Annotated in this window: 15 protein-coding genes; 5 read left to right on the plus strand and 10 right to left on the minus strand. The window is 35.1% G+C overall.

The annotated features are described in order from the left end of the window. The first annotated feature begins 59 nt into the window (after positions 1-59). A complete protein-coding gene (locus tag HHU12_RS20700) occupies positions 60-1,292 on the plus strand; it encodes a nucleoside recognition domain-containing protein (RefSeq protein ID WP_169658647.1) in 1,233 nt (410 codons plus the stop codon). A gap of 186 nt (positions 1,293-1,478) precedes the next feature. Next, complete coding sequence (locus tag HHU12_RS20705) at positions 1,479-4,133, plus strand: DUF5916 domain-containing protein (protein WP_169658648.1); 2,655 nt, start codon at positions 1,479-1,481, stop codon at positions 4,131-4,133. Positions 4,134-4,198: 65 nt separating this feature from the next. On the opposite strand, the gene HHU12_RS20710 is transcribed toward HHU12_RS20705, so the two are convergent. The 6 genes from HHU12_RS20710 to hslV all read right to left on the minus strand — a co-directional run bounded on the left by HHU12_RS20710 (position 4,199) and on the right by hslV (position 9,133). Beyond that, positions 4,199-5,023, minus strand: a complete 825-nt coding sequence (locus HHU12_RS20710) for an alpha/beta hydrolase (RefSeq protein ID WP_169658649.1) — start codon at positions 5,021-5,023, stop codon at positions 4,199-4,201. 104 nt (positions 5,024-5,127) lie between these two features. Then, positions 5,128-5,706, minus strand: coding sequence for a 50S ribosomal protein L25/general stress protein Ctc (locus tag HHU12_RS20715; protein WP_169658650.1), 579 nt, complete (start codon positions 5,704-5,706; stop codon positions 5,128-5,130). A 246-nt stretch (positions 5,707-5,952) separates the two neighbouring features. Further along, a complete protein-coding gene (locus tag HHU12_RS20720; protein WP_044211598.1) occupies positions 5,953-6,876 on the minus strand; it encodes a ribose-phosphate pyrophosphokinase in 924 nt (307 codons plus the stop codon). A gap of 222 nt (positions 6,877-7,098) precedes the next feature. Continuing rightward, complete coding sequence (locus HHU12_RS20725) at positions 7,099-7,485, minus strand: hypothetical protein (protein ID WP_169658651.1); 387 nt, start codon at positions 7,483-7,485, stop codon at positions 7,099-7,101. A gap of 199 nt (positions 7,486-7,684) precedes the next feature. Beyond that, entirely contained in the window at positions 7,685-8,581 is an 897-nt protein-coding gene (locus HHU12_RS20730; RefSeq protein WP_169658652.1) for a 1-aminocyclopropane-1-carboxylate deaminase/D-cysteine desulfhydrase, read from the minus strand. Between the two features lie 9 nt (positions 8,582-8,590). Beyond that, positions 8,591-9,133, minus strand: coding sequence for an ATP-dependent protease subunit HslV (hslV, locus tag HHU12_RS20735; protein WP_169658653.1), 543 nt, complete (start codon positions 9,131-9,133; stop codon positions 8,591-8,593). Between the two features lie 255 nt (positions 9,134-9,388). Between hslV and HHU12_RS20740 the strand changes: the two genes are divergently transcribed. Further along, positions 9,389-11,983, plus strand: a complete 2,595-nt coding sequence (locus HHU12_RS20740; RefSeq protein ID WP_169658654.1) for a M1 family metallopeptidase — start codon at positions 9,389-9,391, stop codon at positions 11,981-11,983. Positions 11,984-12,142: 159 nt separating this feature from the next. On the opposite strand, the gene HHU12_RS20745 is transcribed toward HHU12_RS20740, so the two are convergent. Continuing rightward, positions 12,143-13,237, minus strand: a complete 1,095-nt coding sequence (locus tag HHU12_RS20745) for a glycoside hydrolase family 73 protein (protein WP_240971053.1) — start codon at positions 13,235-13,237, stop codon at positions 12,143-12,145. A 349-nt stretch (positions 13,238-13,586) separates the two neighbouring features. On the opposite strand from HHU12_RS20745, the gene HHU12_RS20750 reads away from it, so the two are divergent. After that, positions 13,587-13,787, plus strand: a complete 201-nt coding sequence (locus tag HHU12_RS20750) for a hypothetical protein (RefSeq protein WP_169658655.1) — start codon at positions 13,587-13,589, stop codon at positions 13,785-13,787. A gap of 58 nt (positions 13,788-13,845) precedes the next feature. On the opposite strand, the gene HHU12_RS20755 is transcribed toward HHU12_RS20750, so the two are convergent. From HHU12_RS20755 to HHU12_RS20765, 3 genes are read right to left on the minus strand one after another with little or no spacing between them, the layout of a single operon-like run. Then, entirely contained in the window at positions 13,846-14,397 is a 552-nt protein-coding gene (locus HHU12_RS20755) for a cob(I)yrinic acid a,c-diamide adenosyltransferase (RefSeq protein WP_169658656.1), read from the minus strand. A 2-nt stretch (positions 14,398-14,399) separates the two neighbouring features. Then, positions 14,400-15,104: an ABC transporter ATP-binding protein gene (locus tag HHU12_RS20760; RefSeq protein WP_169658657.1), complete on the minus strand. Its 705-nt coding sequence runs from the start codon at positions 15,102-15,104 to the stop codon at positions 14,400-14,402. Positions 15,105-15,108: 4 nt separating this feature from the next. Next, the gene (locus tag HHU12_RS20765; protein ID WP_169658658.1) at positions 15,109-18,084 is read right to left on the minus strand and encodes a tetratricopeptide repeat protein; all 2,976 of its coding nucleotides are present in this window, start codon (positions 18,082-18,084) and stop codon (positions 15,109-15,111) included. Positions 18,085-18,342: 258 nt separating this feature from the next. On the opposite strand from HHU12_RS20765, the gene HHU12_RS20770 reads away from it, so the two are divergent. Beyond that, positions 18,343-19,899 carry a DUF4301 family protein gene (locus tag HHU12_RS20770; protein ID WP_169658659.1) on the plus strand — a complete coding sequence of 519 codons (1,557 nt, stop codon included), beginning with the start codon at positions 18,343-18,345 and terminating at the stop codon, positions 19,897-19,899. Positions 19,900-20,489: the final 590 nt, after the last annotated feature.

A 20,489-nucleotide genomic window follows, 5' to 3' on the forward strand; every position in this document is an offset into this window, starting at 1 on the left:
TTTAATGGAATAGATGCTTAACTTCACTTTTTGATTAAGAACTATACTTTTTAGACTTTATGGCCTTAAATTATATATGGATATTTTTTATACTTGGAGCATTTGTCGTTGCTCTCAGTAAATGGATATTTTTTGGTGATGCCACCACTTTTGCTTTGATTATTGACAGTACATTCAGCATGTCCAAAACAGCATTCGATATCTCTATTGGATTAACAGGAACGCTGGCATTATGGATGGGACTGATGAGCGTAGGAGAGAAAGGCGGGGCAGTACAGGTAATGACCAAATTAGTAGGACCGTTTTTTTCAAGAATATTCCCAGATGTACCCAAAAATCATCCTGCTATTTCATCTATGATGATGAATTTTTCAGCGAACATGCTGGGTTTGGATAACGCTGCTACACCTTTGGGGCTTAAAGCAATGAAAGAATTGCAGGAGTTCAATAAGAAAAAAGATACTGCCTCTAATCCTATGATTATGTTTCTGGTATTAAATACGTCAGGTTTGACATTGATACCAATTACAGTCATGATGTACAGAGCAGAATTAGGAGCGGCAAACCCCACAGATGTCTTTATTCCTATATTATTGGCCACGAGTATCTCATCATTGGCAGGCTTATTAATCGTATCAGTTTATCAGAAAATTAATTTATTGGATGGAGTAATACTTTCCTATATTGGAGGACTCGTATTATTGATCGTTGGTACGATTACTCTTTTTTATCACTTGTCGCCTGAAGAAGCGAATACTGTGTCTTCGGTAGCAGGAAACCTGATTTTATTAAGTATTATCTGTTCATTTGTAGGACTGGCGGCTTATAGAAAAATTAATGCTTATGATGCATTTATAGAAGGAGCCAAAGAAGGATTTAAAACAGCGGTAACAATTATACCTTATCTCGTAGCAATACTTGTAGCGATCGGTATGTTTAGAGCTTCTGGAGCATTAGAATATATTATGGACGGGATTAAATGGGCGATCCAAGATGGAATTGGCATTGATGCCGCATTTGTAGATGCTCTTCCTGTAGCATTTATGAAACCGTTGAGTGGAAGTGGTGCAAGAGGAGTGATGTTGGATATTATGAATGCAGAGGGGGCTGACTCTTTTGCAGGAAAGCTGTCTTCTATGATGCAGGGAGCTACGGATACCACATTTTATATCATAGCCGTTTACTTTGGTTCTGTCAATATCCGAAAAACAAGATATGCCATCACTTGTGGTTTATTCGCTGATTTTATGGGTGTAATCGCTGCAATTTTCCTTGCCTATCTCTTTTTCTAAGATGAAATAAAGTTGTTTATAACTTTAAACACACATTTAAAATTGCTACATTTATCTCAAATATAAATTCCTGTTCTTTACCTAGAATCATAAAGAACAGGAATTTTTGATACTTGTCTACATGGCACTAGGACAGCAAAATACCAATTCATCCGTCATAGTGCATTTATACTAAGCTCTACTCCATTGAAATTAACAAAATGCTACCCATTGATTTGGTTCTTTCAACTAGTGCCCTTTATTGCACTTTGTCAAATTAATGAAAATAACCACGAAGAAAAGAAAACTTATTTTACTCGATCTCTCGAAAACAGCGAAATTACCATAGATGGTAAATTTGATGATCCTGCATGGCAAAATGTTGATTGGGCAGGAGATTTTACACAACGGGATCCTATAGATGGAGCTCCTCCTTCTCAAAAAACGGCATTTAAAGTAATGTACGATGCCAAATACATGTATTTTGCTATCAAAGCTTATGATACTGCTCCGGATAGTATAGTCAAAAGAATGTCAAGACGAGATGGTTTTGAAGGCGATTTTGTGGAAGTTAACATAGATTCTTATCACGATTTGACCAATGCCTTTTCATTTACTGTCAGTGTTTCTGGAGTGATTGGAGATGAAGCAATTTCGAATAACGGAAGGAATTGGGACTCCAACTGGGATGCAATTTGGTGGGCAAAAACGACCATTGATAAAGACGGCTGGAATGCAGAAATCAGAATACCACTTTCACAGTTACGTTTTACTAATTCAGAAAACCTCACATGGGGATTACAGGTGACTCGCCGTTTATTTAGAAACAATGAACGTTCTTACTGGCAATATATTCCTAAAGATTCTCCAGGTTGGGTGCATCTTTTTGGTGAATTGAAAGGTTTGAAAGGCATCAAACCTCAAAAACAATTAGAGATAGCTCCTTTCGTTCTCGCTAGAAATGACAGAGGAAAGAAAGAGGAAGGAAACCCTTATAAAACAGGTTCTGAATATTCTGCCAATGCAGGTGTGGATGGAAAAATTGGTATCACAAGTGATATTACTTTAGATTTTACTATCAACCCTGATTTTGGTCAGGTGGAGGCAGATCCATCACAGCTGAATTTATCAACTTTTGAAATTTTTCTCAGAGAGAGAAGACCCTTTTTTATTGAAGGTCGAAATACACTTTCATTTCCCGGAACACGTTCCAATGCCGGAGGTAATTTTTCTAGGGATAACTTAGTTTATACAAGGCGTATAGGTAGATCTCCGAGTTATGAACCAGAAACGGAAGAAGGACAGTTTATTGATCAGCCTAAAGTAGTACCTATTTTGGGAGCATTTAAATTGACGGGTAAAAATAAAAATGGTTTTGCTTTTGGTGTGATGAACAATATCACAATGGCTACTACTGCAGAAATTGATACAAAAGGTGAAAAATCCGAAGAGACTGTAGAACCGTTTACGAACTATTTTGTAGCAAGAGCCACTCAGGATATCAATCAAGGAAACTCTGTTGTAGGAGTAGCTTTTACAGCTACTAATAGAACAATTGATTCTGATAACCTACGATTTTTACATACTGATGCTTATTCAGGAGGAATAGATTTTCTTCATCAATGGAAAGACAGGTCTTATTATATCCAAGGTAATTTTATGGTGAGTCATGTAGAAGGAGATCCTGAAGCGATAACAAATACACAAGAATCCGGAAGGCATTTCTTTCAGCGTCCTGATGCTAGTTATGTGAATGTAGATACTACAGCTACTTCTATGACCGGAACAGGAGGATATTTGAAGTTTGGTCGAAATGGAGGTAGTCCTTGGAGATATGAAATTGGAGGAACTTGGAGATCTCCTAAATTCGAGATTAATGATATTGGTTTTATGAATGCCGCCGACCTGATGAATCAATGGAGTATGGTGGGGTATCAAACTTTACAGCCTGTATCTATTTTCAGAAGGATTAATGCGAATGTAAGACAGTATGCTTATTTTGATTATGGAGGTAAGAATACCTATTTAGGTTTACATGGAAATGTAAACCTTGAGTTTAAAAACTTCTGGGAATTCTCAACAGGTGGTTCACTTCAAAGACAAAGACTCAGCAACTTTATGTTAAGAGGAGGGCCAGCTTTCTTAAGACCGAACAGAAATCAATTTTGGTATAGCATAGAAAGTGATGGAAGGAAAAAACTCGCTTTTGAATTTGGGAATGAGTTTGCTGTTACTCAAGATAATGCAGGAAAAAACTTTGATGCTTGGGTGGGGATGAATTACAGACCAATTAATGCATTGGAGATTGGTATATTCCCATTTATCTCTTATAACCAAGATCATATTCAGTATGTTACTACAGAATCAAATACTGCAGGAGATAATTATGTTTTAGGAAGAATAGAACAACATACTACAGGTGTAACCATCAGAGGGAATTTAATTTTAAGACCCAATCTTTCATTACAGTATTATGCACAGCCTTTTGCTTCAAGGGGTGATTATTATGATTTCAAAAGAGTAGAAGATCCAAAAGCAGGGAAATATGAAAATAGGATTCATACTTTCACTACAGATGAGATCAGTTATAACTCAGAAAATGAAGAGTATACTGTATTTGATCAGAATGGTAATTATACTTTTGAAAAGCCTGATTTTGATGTCATTGATTTCAATTCCAATTTGGTATTAAGGTGGGAGTATAAGCCAGGTTGTACCTTTTTTATGGTATGGTCACAGGGCAGGGGAGATTTAGCTGAGCCTTTCAGAGAGTTTTCATTTTCAGAAATAGTGAATGGTATTTTTGATTCGCCTTTGGAGAATGTTTTTATTGCTAAGTTGACTTATCGATTTAGAAAATAATAAAATTAGGATGACGTATTTCATCAAGAAGAGTGAAGAGAAAAAAGCTTTTTTTGATGAAGTACTTAGGCCTTATTTTCTTTCATTAAAAGACATAAATCTTCATCAATCAATAAATGTCCTTTTTCTAATTCATAAAACCTAACATTATCAATTAACTCTGAGAAACGAATAGCACCTTCCATTAAAATCACTTCATCTCTTTTACCAAAATACATATCAACGGGGATCTTATGTTGATTAATTTGGGAAGCAAGTTGTTTTAAGTCAGGACTCATATACCTTGAAGAAGTAGCAACACCAAAAAAGCGTCTTCTCTGTTCTTGGGTTGCAAAGTGATTCATAAAGAAATCGTAAAGGAATTTTGATAAATAACCTCTTCTATGTATCCATCCCACTAATTTGAACATCGCTTTCGGGAAACGAAGCAACAGCATGGTCAATTCCAGATACAATCTTGGAAGCTTTGAGACGTCATAAAGAATATGCGTTTTTAATCCATCAGAAGCACATAATATCAGTTGATCAATAGAAGAACTATAGTACTTTTGAATACAATACATTGTAATCTTTCCACCCATACTATACCCCAAAATAGAAAATCGATCTTTCTGAAACCTTTCAAGAATAACATCAATGATCTCTTTTATATTTCTAGAAGAAAAATAAGAAGGTCCCCAATCTGTTTTGCCATGATAAGGCAGAGAAAAAGCAACCATAGTATAATCTTTTTCCCAAGCAGGAGCAATAGATCGAAAGAGATTGACACTGTCTCCAAAACCATGAATGCAGATCAAAAGTTTTTCACCTTCGCCGAATTGAAGACATTCGATATTGCCTTTTTCTAGATTTAAAAAAAAGTGTTTTGGAGTTTGAGATGAGATGGTCATTGGTAAATGATTGTATATTCATTTACTAGATACAAAAAAAAACAGCCAAAAAAAAGAGGTACAGAAATACTGTACCTCTCTTTGTATCTTTAAACAGCCAATGACTACTCGTCTCCTGCTGCGTCCATTGCTGAACGAAGAGTTCTTGGAATAGCGATTGATGCTACTGTTACAGAATCATTGTAAAGAATCTCGTAGTTGTCTGGAGTAATTGATCCAATACGAACTGATTTACCAAGATCTAAACCTTCTACAGAAACTTCTACAGACTCAGGCATGTTAGCTGGAAGAGCTTTAACTTTGATTTTTCTAAGTTTAGCTACAAGCTTACCACCCATTTGAAGACCTGGAGAGTTACCAACGAATGTTACAGGTACATCCATTTTGATAGCTTTGTCATCGTTTAACTCTAAGAAGTCAACGTGAAGAAGCACCTCAGAAACTGGGTGTAATTGGAAATCTTGAACGATAGCAGTTTTCTCTACACCTTCGATGTTGATTTTTACGAAACAAACCTCTGGAGTATAGATAATGTCTCTGAACAAGATCATTGGTACTGCAAAGTGAATTGGTTGCTCACCACCATAAATTACACATGGTGCTAAACCTTCTTTTCTTAAATCTTTGGCAGCTTTCTTACCAACAGTCTCACGGTTGTAACCGATGATTTCTACAGTTTTCATCTGATTTTTTAAATATAAAAGTAAAACATGTTATAAACGCTTTGGTACTTGATCGTTCTTTTCTCGAAAGGTGGACCCCATCCCAAAACATGCTTAACGATTTCTATTACTAGAAATAGGCTCGCAAAGGTAATAATTTTCGTATTAAAAACGAAAGAATTATTCAACCTTATTAAACAAAAAAGGCTATCTACCAACAAGTTATGGAGGTAGATAGCCTAATCTTATAAAAAAAGCTCTAGGTTCCTAGATGAACAAAGAGCTAATTGATTCGTGATCTTGGATCTTTCTGATTGCTTTAGCGAAAAGCTCAGCAACTGAAAGTACGTTGATTTTCTCTCTGTTTTCTACAGGAAGAGTATCAGTAACAACTAATTCTTCAAGAACTGAAGCGGCTACACGATCGTAAGCTGGTCCAGACAGAACACCGTGTGTACAGATTGCTCTAACTGATTTTGCTCCTTTCTCCATGATGATCTCAGCGGCATTACATAAAGTACCTGCTGTATCTGCTAAGTCATCAACAAGAATTACATTTTTGTCTTTAACATCACCGATAACTTGCATCGATGCTACTTCATTTGCTCTTTCACGGTGCTTGTCACACATCACGATATCAGCTTTGAAGTGTTTTGCATAAGATCTTGCTCTCTTAGCACCTCCCACATCTGGAGAAGCGAAAGTCAAGTTATCTAATCCTAAGCTCTCAATGTAAGGAACAAAGATTGGTGAGCTTTGTAAGTGAACTACAGGGATGTCGAAGAATCCTTGAATTTGGTCAGCATGTAACTCACAAGTAACTACACGTGTAGCACCTGAGGCAGTTAACAAGTTGGCGATTAGTTTCGCACCAATACCTACTCTTGGTTTGTCTTTTCTATCCTGACGTGCATATCCGAAGTACGGAAGAAGAACTGTTACCGTAGAAGCGGAAGCTCTTTTTGCAGCATCAATCAGTAAAAGAAGTTCGAGAAGGTTATCTGCTGGAGGACAAGTGGATTGAATGATGAAAACATCACAGCCTCTTATTGACTCATTGAAGTGTGTAGAAATTTCTCCATCACTAAAACGTTGAAGAACTACATCTCCTAAAGATTTACCATAAGAGTGTGCTATTTTGCTCGCGAGATATTCTGTTCCCGAAGCTGAAAAGATTTTAACTGAAGACATCAGTATATTTTTTTTGGTACGCTATCTATAATTCAAGACGAAAGACAGGAGGATCTGCAGGTGAGAATTAATAATTTAATAACACCACATTTCCTTTGTCACTGCAAATTTATAATAATCAAGATAATGTTACTCTATTCATTTGAAATAATTATAATTAAAAAGGCAATCTTGCTATAGATTGCCTCAATTTTAAATAAATACTTCTAATTTTTTTATTTATTAATCTCTTAAAACGTAATAATAAGTACCATCATTGTTCATTAGAAGATCCGCTTTTTGTGCTATTTGTTCTAAGTCTACATCATGAACATCTCCATTGTGATAGTGGATTAATCTGAAATCATCAGCACTGTAAACATAAACTTCTGATACAAGTGTACTTTCTTCGTGAAGGGCATTAAACTCTTCATGATTGTTTAAACCCCAGTCTAATTCTGTAAGCGTAGTTTCTAAACTGCTTAAATATTGGGGACCTAGTGACTCTAATACTGAATACTCTACTTGTGAATATTCTTCTTCATTAATTTTTTTAATTTCTTCTGTTTGAGCGAAAACAAAGGCAGAAGTAAACCCAATTAAGAGGGCAAGGATGAATGTTTTTTTCATGATGATAGTTTTTTGATGACGAATAAGAATACAGTATTAAACGTTGTTATAAATGTTAGAGATGTTTATAGGTTGAGGTTGAAACGTAATATTTTATTCCTTTTTCTATAATTTTAAAATATGTTAATTTTATGAGAAAGTCAAGTTTAAAGTGTAGTAATTACATTTCACTGTTTAATATCATCAAATAGTACCGTCATTACCGATTTATCTGCAATCCACCCGAATGTAAAACAATGATTTTCTGTCCTTTATTAAAGTATCCTTGCTTTATTAAGTCCGTTACTCCATAGATCATTTTGCCAGTATAAATGCGTTCCAGCTCGATGTTATATTTTTGATGAAATTGATCAATAAATGCCATCAATTCAGGCTTTTTCTTGGCATAACCACCAAAATGATAATCGGTATTGAGCGTCCATTGAGGGAAAGATGAAGCGTCTAATCCTTCTAAAAATTCATTGATGTCATCATACAAAAACTCACCTCCTTTTAAAGCAGGAAAGCCAATCACATTGACATCAGACCTTAAAGATGAGATCAAACCCGCTAGTGTTCCTCCTGTACCACAAGCCGTACAAACATAATCTCCTGCTTCAAGCACTTCGTTCAATTCCTCACCCAATTCACCAACACCTTTGAGAGCAAGTGTATTTGATCCTCCCATAGGAGCCATATAAAATGAACCAAACTTTTCTTCAAGTACTGGAATATGGCTTTTATAATCCCGAAAAGAAGAACGGTCAAGATAGGTAAGTTCCATTCCTTGTTGAGTGGCAAAATCAAGAGTAGGGTTTAATGGCAAATGTTCTTCACCTCTGATTACTCCAATGGTATCAAGTCCGTATAATTTTCCAGCCGCCGCAAAGGCGTGTATATGATTAGAGTAAGCACCGCCAAAGGTGAGTATCTTCTGATAGCCTTCTTTTTTAGCTTGAAGTAAATTGTATTTTAATTTCCGCCATTTATTTCCTGAAACTTCAGGGTGGGTAAGGTCATCTCTTTTAACAAAAAAACGAACTCCATTTTCAGAAAAAATAGAGTCCGTTAGTTCTTGCAAAGGAGTATTTTCGATGGGTAATTCGAAAGATTCCATGCTTTATTTTTATGCTTTTACTTTTTCAATCACAAAGTTGTGGTTAGTGTAGATACAGATATCAGCGGCAATGCTTAGTCCTTCACGTACCATCTCTTCAGCAGACATATCGCTAGCATGTTTTTTAAGGGCTAAAGCGGCCGACTGAGCATACATACTACCAGAACCGATAGCAGCAATATCATGATCAGGCTCGATTACATCACCTGTACCAGAAATGATTAAAACATCATTGATATCCGCTACAATCATCATAGCTTCTAATTTTCTCAAATATCTGTCCATACGCCAATCTTTCGCTAAGTCGATTGCCGCACGCTTCATATTACCATTAAAAGCATTTAATTTTTCTTCAAAACGCTCCATTAAAGTAAAAGCATCTGCTGTAGATCCTGCAAAACCGCAAACGATTTTACCTCCCATTAATGTTCTTACTTTTTTTACATTACTTTTTGCTACTGTATTTCCAAAAGTAGCTTGTCCATCAGCACCAAGTGCTACCTCTCCATCTTTTTTGATGGCAAGGACGGTTGTTGATCTAAATTTTTCCATATATCTTTTTTGGTATGTACTAAAATCAAATATTGAAATAAGAAATTTTGTTTTGGTACTTCGTCTCAACCAATAAACGACCCATGAATGGAATCCTCGACAAATTGTCAGTATTGGGCAGATTGAATGGTTAATTTCTCTATGAAGTTATATAAATCTGTCGAATTTGTCATATTAAAAGTGAATATCATTCTAACTCTCGATTTTCTGAGCTATTTTCATAATGAAATTTCACAAAAAGAAGAAAACCATTTTATGCTATACAAAATTAAACGATCTGTATCAGTGCTTTTTGTAATTGGTGCTTTGAATGCCTGCAAAACCACACAGCCTACAGCTCAGGATAATGGAAACCTAACAGAAGTAACCCCTGTCGCTCCAATAGCTCCAGCAGCACCAGTTAAAGAAGAGAAAGTAGTTCCAGATTGGGTCGCTAAAAAAGGGCCTTATAACCCATCTTTCAGTACTGCTTTTGATTTATTACATACACAATTAAAAGTGAGCTTTGATTGGGAGAAACAAAGAATGTCAGGTGATGCAGTATTGACTTTACAGCCTCATTTTTATACTCAAAATGAAGTAATTCTTGATGCAAAGAATTTTGATATACATAAAATTGAATTAACAGATAAAAAACAGAACGTATTACAGTCTTTAGATTACAGCTATGATAGCTTGCAGATAACGATTGCATTGGATAAAGACTATACAAGAAAGGATATTTTTGGTTTGCACATTTCTTATACTGCAAAACCAAATGAAAGACAGACTTCAGGTAGTGAAGCCATCACAAGTGATAAGGGATTATATTTTATCAATCCATTAGGTGACGAAATTGGTAAGCCACAGCAGATATGGACACAAGGTGAAACAAGTGCTAACTCTTGCTGGTTCCCAACATTTGATCACCCTAATGTAAAAATGAAGCAAGATATCTTCATGACGGTACAGGATAAGTATGTGACACTTTCTAATGGCCGTTTGGTTTCTCAAAAGAAAAATTCAAATGGAACAAGAACGGATCACTGGAAACAGGAGCAACCACATTCAGTTTATCTAACCATGATGGCAGTAGGTGATTACGCAGTAGTGAAAGATGAGTGGAGAGGGAAAGAAGTGAGCTATTATGTAGAGCCTGAATATGAAAAATATGCAAGAACAATTTTTGGAAATACCCCAGAGATGTTGGAATTCTTCTCTAATAAGTTTCAGTATGAGTACCCTTGGGATAAATATTCTCAAATCATTATCCGTGATTTTGTGAGTGGAGCAATGGAAAATACTTCGGCTTCTACTTTTATGGAAGCTGTACAAGTAGATGATAGAGAAAAGCTGGATCAGGATTGGGATTTTATTGTAGCACATGAGTTGTTTCATCATTGGTTTGGTGATTTAGTAACAACGGAGTCATGGGCTAATTTACCTTTGAATGAATCATGGGCCAATTACAGTGAGTATTTATGGAGAGAGTATAAGCACGGAAAAGATGAGGCGGATTTTAATTTGCAATCGGAATTAGAAAGCTATTTAGCAGAATCGGAGATGAAGCAAGAACCGCTGATCCGTTACCATTATATGAATAAAGAGGATATGTTTGATAGTCACTCGTATGCAAAGGGTGGTTACACATTGAATTTATTGAGAAACACAATTGGTGATGACGCCTTTTTTGAGGGAGCGGCACTTTATTTAAAGAATAATGCTTTTAAGGCGGCGGAAATTGCACATTTAAGAATTGCATTTGAAGAAGTGACTGGCCAGGATTTGAATTGGTTCTTTGATCAGTGGTTTATGAAGGCAGGGCATCCTGATATTCTTGTAATGGAAAAATTCAGCGGCAATACTTTGAAACTGACTGTACAACAACGTCAAGATCCAGAGTATACTCCAATTTATCGTATTCCAACAAAAGTTCAGTTTTTATGGAAAGATGGTAAAAAAGAAGACAGAGCTATCGTTTTAGATAAAGAACAACAGACATTCTCTTTTATGTTGGATACAAAACCTGATTTGGTCATCTTCGACCCTGCTCATATTATTCCAGGAGTTATTTCTCATACTAAAAGTACAGATGCTTATTTAATTCAAGCTAAGCGTGCAGAAAATGTGATGCATAGAGTAGAGGCTTTGGAAAATTTAGGGAATTCAATTATTGCAGACCCTTCATTGGTCAGTGAATTGAATACTTACTTAAAAGATCCATTCTGGGGTATTAGAGAAACAGCAGCCGGTCTTTTTGACGGTTATCAAGGCACAGGAGATTTGACTGAAACAAAGGCTATTCTTAAGAACCTGGTTGTAAATGACCCTAATTCATCCGTAAGAGCAACTGCATTGACAACATTAGGTGGTATTAGTGAAGACTTTATTCCAATCGCCAAGCAAGCTATGAATGACAGTTCTTATATGGTAGTAGCTACAGCTTTATATGCAGTATCTGAAATAGAAGGACCTAGTGTTATTCCTACTGTTGAAAAATTTGAAGAGGCTCGAAATCCAAATATCGTTTTTGTTTCCTCTATGATTTATGGTCAGTTTGGAACAAAGGGAAAATTAGAATGGTATGATAAGAAATTAGCAGAGATGAATGATCAATTCCGTCAGTATATGTTCAGAACCATGACAGGTTATATCATTACACTAGAAACAGAAGAAGAGAAATCACAAGCAACAGATATTATCTTGAAGTACTCTACTAATAGTGGAGCAAGTACAGATACTAAAGTGGCGGCCTATCAGGCCATTAGCCCAATTTTGGAAAGTGAAACAGTCAATAAAAGGGTGAGTGAAGCACTTTCAAAAGAAAAAGATCAACAAGTATTAGACGCATTGAAAAGCCAGGGGTATTAGACTTTTTTGAATGAAGAGTTAAGAGTGAAGAATTAAGAAAATGTGGATTGAAATTCTTCACCAAAAAATATATCACTCCAGTAATTATAAAATGAGAGGGAAGTAGTGTAACGTGAAACACTCTTCCCTCTTTCTTTTACTCCTGACCTCAAATTGACACTAGTAATCTAAAAGGTCTAAATGATACCTTTTGATTATTTTCTTTAATAATTCACCATATAAAGGTGAAGTAGCATAACCTACTCCTCCGTATTTTGTGGAACCAATCATATCTGCCCAAGAGGCATAATCCCTTCCTTGGGTAAAAAGTGGAGCATATCTTTTTTGCTTATTAAGGAAAAGTGAATGTGCTCTGAAAGATTCCCATGGTGATTTGTACTCTGCAAAAGAGTCTTTCACTACGCATTTGTACAAGACTTTACCATTTCGTTTTACCTTTTGCGAAGAAACAATGATTCCTTTATTTCTTTTGAATTCTTCTTTTGTGTAATATTCAGTAGTAGTGATAGGAGTAGTTTTACCTGTTTTATCCTTTACTCCGAAATAATTATTACCAATCACTCTTTTTCCATAACCTGTTTCCAAAGCGGCTTGAGCTAAAGTGATAGAGGCAGGGACATGATATCTCGCTTGTTCCATTAATGCTGTTTCTATCTTTTTCAATGGAGAAGAAGAAGTAAAAAACGCATACACATGAGGAGGAGCCTGCATCTGATCCAAAACATAATTTTTGAAGAGGCCAGAGATTTTTGAATTGAGTTCTATTAAAGACTCACTTTTTAATTGATCTACTCTAGTCACCTTCTCTTCGATCAAGTAATCAGTCACTAATAACTGACGTTCAATCTGAAAACGATCCAAAGAGGAGGCAACACTGTTTAATTTCTGTTCCTTGTACTGATCAGAAATATTTTGGGCGGTTTTAACAGGAATGATGGTAGTGCCTGCATGATTGACTTCTTCTATATTGATACCAAAGTCTTCGATAAACTCATCCATTGTCGGTTCATTATTACCGTAATTATACTGGATGGGTGCCTGCACAAAAATTACTTTTTCTTCAGGGCTAGAAAACAATTGAACCATTAAAAGAGTCAACATCAAAGCGATTGTTGCCAATAAGAGTTTTGGGTTGATGATGAAAGAGTAGACATTACCTCGGTAACGTAAATACAGATTGTTAGGAAATTTAATTCCTACCGAAACATTATTACTGGAAACAGCTAATTCTGATTGATTTTTAAGAAAATACATGACAACAAAACTTTACCTTTGAGAAAATTGAAAACTTAGAGCATGTTTGGAGTATATATTTTAGAAGTAAAAATTTTCCATTTTAGGTTGTGAGGAAATTAATTTCAGAGAAAATAGTGGTTCTATAGTTGATGAAATTAATAAACTCACGTTCTGAAAGGGTGGATTTTTACTAAAATAGATATTTCAAACACGCTCTTACTTACTACCTCGATCAAATGATTTAAAAATGAACACTTGATAGCTGGAATGATTAAGGTGTCATCTTTAAATTTGATTACGATGTAAAATTAGTTTAAAATTTAAACATTGTCAATAAATTAAACATAATTATTAAAAATAATTCAAAATGTCCATTAGTTTCAATATCATGAGGGTTGGTAGAACCTATAAATTAATTAACTACGGGGAGGTGTTTATTTTTGAAACATTGTCTATTACTCCAAATGATGATTATTTAATCAAAATAGTAGATACTCTGGAGCAGTGTTATTTAAGTGAGCTGTATCAGTTTGGGAAGGGGAAAGACTTTATGATTGATGAGATATAAAATTTTGAGCATAAAAAAACGCCTTTGAAGTGTATCATCAAAGGCGCCTTTTCAATTATTATTTTCTTGGAATCCAGTAATTCTCATCTACTTTAAGGTCAGCTGCCATTTTTCTTGACAGCACAAAAAGGTAATCAGACAATCGGTTCAGATAACGAACAATAATGTAATCTGATAACCCATCTTCTTCATCCAAAGAAATAGCAAGTCGCTCAGCTCTTCTGCAAACAGTTCTTCCTAAATGACAAAAAGAAACTGAAGTGTGTCCACCTGGAAGAACAAAATACTTTAAAGGCTGAAGGTCTACTTCCATTTCATCAATGGCGTTTTCCAAATACTCAATATCTGACTCGTATAAATCAGGTTTTTTCAATTGAGGTTTGTCTGGGTCGGCAGCTAATTCAGCTCCAATAGTGAAAAGCCTGTCTTGAATTTCTTTTAAAACGGCACTTCGTGGAATATTGACATCCTGATCACGAATAAGACCAACATATGAATTCAATTCATCAATGGTTCCATAAGCCTCAATTCTAGGGTGAGACTTTTTTACTCTTTTACCTCCAAATAAGGAAGTTTCTCCTTTATCTCCTGTTTTAGTATATACTTTCATGATCATACTTTTGTAATATTTTGATTGATTTCGTCCCTCTCCACTAATCCGTCTCTTAGTCTAATGACCCTGTGAGCATAATTGGCAATATCCTCTTCGTGCGTTACCATGATAATGGTATTGCCTTGCTGATGCAATTCATTAAAAATGGCCATAATTTCATAAGAGGTTTTAGTATCTAGGGCACCTGTAGGCTCATCGGCAAGGATAATACTAGGTCTGTTGACCAATGCTCTTGCAATGGCTACTCTTTGCCTTTGTCCACCAGAAAGCTCATTAGGTTTATGGGAAACTCTATTGCCTAATCCCACTGCATCAAGTGAAGCTTGAGCTCTTTCCAGACGTTCTTCTTTTCCCACACCAGCATACACCAATGGCAAGGCTACATTGTCAAGAATAGTAGATCTTGGAAGTAAGTTGAACGATTGGAATACAAAGCCGATTTCTTTATTTCTTACTGCGGCAAGCTCATTTTCTGTCATATCACTGACATCTTGGTCGCTCAGCCAGTACTGCCCCTCACTAGGTGTGTCAAGACAACCGATGATGTTCATCAAAGTAGACTTTCCAGAGCCTGAAGGTCCCATAAAGGCAACATATTCACCTCTTTGTATAGAAATATCGATGGTTTTCAAGGCTTTGATCACTTCATCACCCATTTGGTAAATTCGAGAGATGCCTTTCGTTTTAATTACTTCTTTTGACATAAAGTTATTCTGTTAGTGTATCCCATTGGTTAATTTTCTGATTGTAATCTTCTAGGAGAGAAGCATAAAGCTGATTGACTCTTTTCACAGCTTCATCGGACAATAAATACTCAGCTTCCACCTTTTTAGAATTGGCAAAATCTTTTAAACCTAAAGAAAAACAAGTTTCCAAATAGCTATTGGTAATGATTTCAGAATAAGGATTTAACTGCAAATGCTCTGAAACAAATTTGAAAGCCTCTTCCGTTTTTTCTTCTTTCAGTAAATTATCAGCGTAATATTGGATAAATGCACTATTAAAATATAACTGCTGTTGATCTTTTTGGTTTAAAAAGTTTGTTCCCTTAAAGATATCACTATACAGCTTACCTTCCACATTATTGATGTCTAATTGATCCACCCAAAGCGAAGTATTTTCCAAATTCAATCCTAATAAATAATCAGCTTCAATGCATTTTGCTTTAGCTTCATTACTTAATTCCAAACCGGCTAATTGATTAATAAATTCCTTAGTAGCTTCCTTTTCATTCAATGAAACATAGTGATCTATAATTACATCAATTAAGTCTTCAGCATGATTCGAACTTCTTATTTCTTCAATTTTTTGAGCTGTGCTTAAATCCTTATGATTTAAAAGAACTTGGAAGTAATACTCATTTTCCTCATTGCTTCTTAAATCAGTACTGTTCAAATAGTGTTTGATGATCTCAACATCCGAAGATTGAAGAATATTGAGTCTGAAAACAAAATCCCATAGTTGCGTTGAATAATCACGGTCATCCAACTGAGTCGACGCCATTGCTAATGGATATGCAGCTGCTTTTTGTCCAGCTTTAAAAGCTTGATTTAATTGATCAACCGCTAAGTGAAACTGATTATTCTTCAGAGCATCCAATCCAAGCAAGAACAAATAATACCCGTTTGTTCTACCATATCGCTCATTGAGCTCCAGTAAATTATGCCTTCCTTTATAAAATGCTTTTTGATTATAGTGATTGACAAATGAGGCGAATAATAGTTGTTCCTTGTTTTCTAAGTTAAGTCCTGAGTTTAATTTCTCTTGAATTACCGCATCCAAATCATAAGGAGTTTCTTTGCCTATTGTATTGATACTGTAATTATAGATGTAACTAATTTGATTGCCATTCAGAATAGAATCTTTCACTAGGTTATTGAAAAACGGGCTAGTACTATTGATCTCACTTTCATTCAAATAAGCAAGTTGATTAACAGTTTGATTTAGATCAGTAGATTCTGATAACTCTTTCAAGTATTTACTGTCATCATCGATTGGTAATTTACCCAAAGCGGCAATAGCCAAATAGTTACTTTCCAGTATTGGAGCATCACTATTTGAAATCTGAATTCCTTTATCCAAATAATGTAAAGCACTATCCACTTCACCGATTTTGTAAAACACTAAACCAAGGTTATTATGAATCTCCTTTGAATCCGGAAACTTGTCCAGTCCTTTCTTTAAAGCGATAATAGATTCAAGATATTTTTTGTTGTCAAAATCAATCAATGCCATCTGTATAAAGCTTTGCTGACTCCCTTCGTTTTTTGAAGATTTATCATAAGCTAAACGAGCCATATCTTCTCTCTTATTATCTTGAGCGATATTCGCTAGCATATAGTTGGAATGAAGGTTCCAAATACTATACATTTTTGACATTCCATACCTTTCTTCCGCCAAGTAAGTATTGCCATTGAAATACTCAGCATCACCAAGGTTATTATAATAAGAAGCCCATAAAGAACGGTAAGCACTGAAATTATTGATATAAAACAGTCCGCATGTAATAAGAAGACCAACACCCCAAGTTGAAAGAAAATCAATATTCTGAGGTTTAAAAGCAATCTTATAGACGGGAAGGTTTTGTTTGATGATATCGTAAAAATTGTAAGAAATATAGAAGAGCAATAAAAAGCCAAAACCAATAAAACATAGCACTATTGCATCTTCTATGGCCATGACATAAGCGGTGTCAAATTGCGCAAGGTGATATGCATATGTAGATGAGGCTACAATACTTCCTCCAAGGTATACCCAAAACAAAATCGAATCTTCTCGAGTAATACTCCCAAATATCTCATCTTGTTGAGTAATAAGCCAAAGGCCAATTAAAGTACTTACAACAAATAGTAGAAGAGGAGGGAAGTAATAGAACCCGAAATCTATATTATGGAAAATATTGAGATAGACATAAATCAGATTAAGCAGATATATAATATAGAAAATATAGAAATGCTTTAAACTATCTCCACCTTGACCTGTGTTTTTAAATGTAGTGATATAAAGTATACCAAATGGAATACACAAAGCAAGAAAAAGTATAAACAGAAAGGTGATAATAGTAAGACTCGAAAACGAGTAACTAATACTTTCTACATACCAGTATTCATCTTTGGCGAACGTGCTGATCAGCAGAATGATACCACTACTTACACTGAAATAAGTGATGAAACGGATGAAAAGGGAAACCTTTGAGTTGAAGTGAAAATAGAAACTGATACATATATATACAGTTAGAACAATTCCCGTGAAGGCTTTATCATGAATGCTTGCTAAAAATTGAAGATTTTCTAAGTGCAGCGTCCCGATTAATAATGCAAAAACACCAAATGAAATCCCATGCCATATCCTTGTAAGTCCACTGATACTACTCAGGAAAATTGAAAACCCTATAATCAGGAAAATACCGTAAATCAGCGCATATTCTGGCTTCAATTCCATGTTTTGCCCTACAAAATGCTCCAGTACCAAAAAAGAATCGGTTTGTATACTAAATGCGGTTTTCCACTTATCAAAAGAAAAAAGAGGGGTCTTTATGGCGTCAACATATCCCGAAATACTCCAACCTATTCTTTCAGAAATGTCATTTATAAAGTAATAAATCAACATCATAAGTGTTGATAACAAGGAAGTTAATCCAATTGACTTGATAACAGGGCTACTCTTTTTAATCCAAAAATCCATCTGTTTGTGTATTAGTTGCACCCAAAAATACAAATATTTTAAAATGTAATCATTTTAATTATAAAATTAGTGAAGTCGTGCAATCGGTTTCGTTTTTATTCTGTTTTTTATTTTATTTGTATATAATAAACGTAAGTGTAGTGCCGTTCAAAATTTTATCCTTTTTTTTAAAAGATCGAATAACAGCCAAAAATTATACTAACAATTATTTATATATTATTTTTATTAAAACCGTCTATAACCTTGGAAACATTAGAAATGTCAATAACAACAGAATTTCGTCCTGAGGATCTCGAATTAATGAAGAATAAAGGGATTTCTCAAGCAGTAGTCGAAAAACAACTTAATTACTTTAGAACAGGGTTTGAATTCGCAAACATTATTAGGCCTGCTACAATTGGAGATGGTATAATAAAACTACAAGACAGCGAAATAGAAGCTTTCGTAAACGAGTACAACTCTGCGATCGAAGGAAAAGACCTCGTTAAGTTTGTGCCAGCATCAGGTGCTGCAACTCGTATGTTTAAAGCTCTTCTTGAATTTAAAAATGACTTAGAAGCGAAGGATTCATTTGCTGAGCCGGATCTTGAAAAGAGTAAAGGTTTGGTAGCAGACTTCTTCAATAACATCATCCACTTCCCACTTTACACTGAAATCTACTCAGAAGTAGCACAAAAGTTAGGTAATCTTGATGTATTGGTAGCAAATAAAGAATATAAGAAAATTCTTGAAGCCACTTTCTCAAGTGACCGTTTGCACTTAGCCAACCGTCCTAAAGGATTAATTGGATTCCATAAGTACAATGGAGAGGTAAGAACTCCAGTACAGGAGCACATGATCGAAGGAGCTAATTATGCTAAAGATAAAAATGGTAAAGTGAATATTCATTTCACTGTATCACCAGAGCATCTTAATCAATTCCAAGAATTGACAGATGTTTATAAGGAAGTATATAATAAGAGATATGATGCAGAGTACGAGATTTCGTTCTCTACTCAAAAGTCTTCAACAGATACAATAGCAGCAACAGCACAGAATGAACCATTCAGAAAAGAAGATGGTCAACTATTATTCAGACCAGGTGGTCACGGTGCACTCTTAGAAAACCTAAATGACATTGATGCTGATCTTATCTTTATCAAGAATATTGATAATGTCACAACAGATAGATTAAAAGAAGATACTTTCAAATACAAAAAAGCATTAGCTAGTATTTTAGTTGACACGCAAAAGAAGATCTTCTCATTCTTAGAAAGACATGAAGCAGGAGAATCAAGTGAAGAATTAACTTCTGAAGTGATTGAATTCTGCATGAAGCGTCTTGGCTGGAGCTTAGGAGAGGAATTGAGTGGTTTATCTAAAGAAGAAATCGAAAAGTACTTCTTTGAAAAACTAAATAGACCAATCCGTGTTTGTGGTATGGTGAAGAATGAAGGCGAGCCAGGTGGTGGTCCTTTCTGGTTGAAAGATGGGGAGCATAGATCATTGCAGATTGTAGAAAGTGCTCAAATCAACTTTGCAAACCCTGTAAGAAGAGAAATCGCAAATGCTGCCACTCACTTTAATCCGGTAGATTTAGTATGTGGGGTGAAGGATTATAAAGGCAATAAATTTGATTTGATGGAATTCCGTAATGAAAATGCAGGTTTCATTACTCACAAATCAAGAGATGGTCAGGAAATCCAGGCGATTGAATTACCAGGTTTATGGAACGGATCAATGGCATATTGGACTACTTTATTCGTTGAAGTACCAGTTTCTACATTTACTCCTGTAAAAACTGTCAATGATTTATTGAGACCAGAACATAGATAATCCTCTAGTAATTAGAGATCTATACTAAGAATGCACTTACTGAAAAGTAGGTGCATTTTTTTATTTGCGTTTATTTAATGTAATTTTTTATAGAAGTTATTGCATTTAAAAAACATCCTATTACCTTTGCACTCCCTTCAGCAAACGGCTGAGGAAAAAACATGATGTAAAAGAAGACTTTTAGGAAGCATAATAATTTGTTTCTAAGTTGATTAAAGCAATGGAAAATTAAGTTTCTAAACAAAACAAAATAAGCATTGCAAATTAAATTTCTCTTCTTACCTTTGCACTCGCCTTTAACGAAAGGCTTTTGAAACTTCTCTTTTGAAGTTGAAAATTCAGAGTGTTGAGCGTTGAGAAAATCAACGAAAAAAAAACTTCAAAAATTTTTGAAAAAAGATTTGGAAGTTAAAACAAAAAGTTCTTACCTTTGCACTAGCTTCTGAAAAGAAGTAGCGATAAACAAAAGAGTTTATCGGAATAAAAATCTGAAAAACAGATCATTGAACTTCGGTTCAAACGTTCTTTTGATGTAATGAAAAAGTAATTATAAGATCAGCGAAAGCGGATCCCAATTACAGTTAATTCTT

Source organism: Flammeovirga aprica JL-4 (genome assembly GCF_012844305.1).
Taxonomy (GTDB): domain Bacteria; phylum Bacteroidota; class Bacteroidia; order Cytophagales; family Flammeovirgaceae; genus Flammeovirga; species Flammeovirga aprica.

Excerpts from the sequence above, each read along its gene's own strand:
- HHU12_RS20715 (WP_169658650.1), bottom strand. The coding sequence starts at position 5,706 with ATGAAAACTGTAGAAATCATCGGTTACAACCGTGAGACTGTTGGTAAG.
- HHU12_RS20730 (WP_169658652.1), bottom strand. The coding sequence starts at position 8,581 with ATGGAATCTTTCGAATTACCCATCGAAAATACTCCTTTGCAAGAACTA.
- HHU12_RS20700 (WP_169658647.1), top strand. The coding sequence starts at position 60 with ATGGCCTTAAATTATATATGGATATTTTTTATACTTGGAGCATTTGTC.
- HHU12_RS20770 (WP_169658659.1), top strand. The coding sequence starts at position 18,343 with ATGTCAATAACAACAGAATTTCGTCCTGAGGATCTCGAATTAATGAAG.
- HHU12_RS20760 (WP_169658657.1), bottom strand. The coding sequence starts at position 15,104 with ATGTCAAAAGAAGTAATTAAAACGAAAGGCATCTCTCGAATTTACCAA.
- HHU12_RS20765 (WP_169658658.1), bottom strand. The coding sequence starts at position 18,084 with ATGGATTTTTGGATTAAAAAGAGTAGCCCTGTTATCAAGTCAATTGGA.
- HHU12_RS20750 (WP_169658655.1), top strand. The coding sequence starts at position 13,587 with ATGTCCATTAGTTTCAATATCATGAGGGTTGGTAGAACCTATAAATTA.
- HHU12_RS20720 (WP_044211598.1), bottom strand. The coding sequence starts at position 6,876 with ATGTCTTCAGTTAAAATCTTTTCAGCTTCGGGAACAGAATATCTCGCG.
- HHU12_RS20745 (WP_240971053.1), bottom strand. The coding sequence starts at position 13,237 with ATGTATTTTCTTAAAAATCAATCAGAATTAGCTGTTTCCAGTAATAAT.
- HHU12_RS20725 (WP_169658651.1), bottom strand. The coding sequence starts at position 7,485 with ATGAAAAAAACATTCATCCTTGCCCTCTTAATTGGGTTTACTTCTGCC.
- HHU12_RS20755 (WP_169658656.1), bottom strand. The coding sequence starts at position 14,397 with ATGAAAGTATATACTAAAACAGGAGATAAAGGAGAAACTTCCTTATTT.
- HHU12_RS20740 (WP_169658654.1), top strand. The coding sequence starts at position 9,389 with ATGCTATACAAAATTAAACGATCTGTATCAGTGCTTTTTGTAATTGGT.
- HHU12_RS20710 (WP_169658649.1), bottom strand. The coding sequence starts at position 5,023 with ATGACCATCTCATCTCAAACTCCAAAACACTTTTTTTTAAATCTAGAA.
- hslV (WP_169658653.1), bottom strand. The coding sequence starts at position 9,133 with ATGGAAAAATTTAGATCAACAACCGTCCTTGCCATCAAAAAAGATGGA.